Annotated in this window: 1 protein-coding gene; it reads right to left on the reverse strand. The window is 70.9% G+C overall.

The genetic code is table 11. The annotated features are described in order from the left end of the window. A partial coding sequence (gene dxs, locus MKK88_RS30845) for a 1-deoxy-D-xylulose-5-phosphate synthase (RefSeq protein ID WP_244007130.1) occupies positions 1–1,815 on the reverse strand: 1,815 nt, incomplete at both ends.

Genomic DNA, 1,815 nt, shown 5'->3' on the forward strand with positions numbered 1-1,815 from the left:
GGCATCGAGCCCGGCCTCGGCGTACATCTTCTCCGGGCTGTCGTGGTCCTGGTAGGTGTCCGGCAGCGTCATCGTCCGGACCCGAACCCCGCCCGCATCCAGCGCGCCCTTCTCGGACAGCAGGTGCAGCACCATCGCCCCGAACCCGCCCCGCGAGCCCTCCTCGATCGTGATCAGCACCGCGTGGTCGCGCGCCAGATCCAGCACCAGCGCCTCGTCCAGCGGCTTGGCGAACCGCGCATCCGCCACCGTCACCGCAACGCCCTGCTCGGCCAGCGTGTCCGCCGCCTTCAGCGCCTCCGAGAGCCGCGTGCCGAGCGACAGGATCGCTACCCGCGCCTCCGCGTCCTGGCGCACCACCCGGCCCTTGCCGACCGGCAGAACCTCGCCCCGCTCCGGCAGCTCGACGCCGACGCCCTCGCCGCGTGGGTAGCGCAGCGCGATCGGCCCGCTGTCATGGGCATGCGCGGTCGCCACCATGTGGACCAGCTCGGCTTCATCCGCCGCCGCCATCACCGTCATGTTCGGCAGGCAGCACAGATAGGCGAGGTCGAACGCGCCCGCATGCGTCGCCCCGTCCGCCCCGACCAGACCGGCCCGGTCCAGGCAGAACCGCACCGGCAGGTTCTGCAAGGCCACGTCGTGCACCACCTGATCGTAGGCCCGCTGCAGGAAGGTCGAGTAGATCGCCACGAACGGCCGGTAGCCCTCGGTGGCCAGACCGCCCGCGAACGTCACCGCGTGCTGCTCGGCGATGCCCACGTCGAAGGTCTTGTCCGGATGCGCCTTGCCGAACAGGTCGATGCCCGTGCCCCCCGGCATCGCCGCGGTGATCGCCACGACCTTGTCGTCGGCATCGGCCGCCTTGATCAGGCTCTCGCCGAACACCCGGGTGTAGGCCGGCGCGTTCGGCTTGGCCTTGGCCTGCACGCCTGAGATCACGTCGAACTTGACCACCCCGTGGTAGCGGTCGGCGCTGGCCTCGGCCGGGGCGTAGCCCTTGCCCTTCTGCGTGACGACATGCAGCAGGATCGGGCCGTGCTCGGCGTCGCGGACGTTCTTCAGGACCGGCAGCAGATGGTCGAGGTTGTGCCCATCGACCGGGCCGACATAGTGGAAGCCCATCTCCTCGAACATCGTGCCGCCGCCGACCACCAGCGAGCGGGCATACTCCTCGGCCGCGGCGGCGCGCTGGTAGATCGCCTTCGGCAGGAGCTTGCCGAGCTGCTTGGCGGTCTCGCGCAGGGACTGGTAGGCGCCGCCCGACGCCAGCCTGGCGAGGTAGGCCGACATGGCGCCGACAGGCGGGGCGATCGACATGTCGTTGTCGTTGAGGATGACGATCAGGCGCGAGTGCAGGGCGCCGGCGTTGTTGAGCGCCTCGTAGGCCATGCCGGCCGACATCGAGCCGTCGCCGATCACCGCGATGGCGTTGCGGCGCTTCTGCGCGCCGCCGGTCTGCTTGGCGGTGGCGTTGTCGAGGTCGCGGGCGACCGCCATGCCGAGGGCGGCGGAGATCGAGGTCGAGGAATGGGCCGCGCCGAAGGGATCGTAGACGCTCTCGGAGCGCTTGGTGAAGCCCGACAGGCCGCCGCCCTGGCGCAGGGTGCGGATGCGGTCGCGGCGCTCGGTGAGGATCTTGTGCGGGTAGCACTGGTGGCCGACATCCCAGACGATGCGGTCGTCGGGGGTGTCGAACACGTGGTGGAGCGCGACGGTCAGCTCGACGACGCCGAGCCCCGAGCCGAGATGGCCGCCGGTGATCGAGACGGCGTCGATCATCTCGGCGCGCACCGCGTCCGCCACCGCCGGCAG

The sequence above is a fragment of the Methylobacterium sp. E-005 genome (genome assembly GCF_022829725.1).
GTDB lineage: Bacteria > Pseudomonadota > Alphaproteobacteria > Rhizobiales > Beijerinckiaceae > Methylobacterium.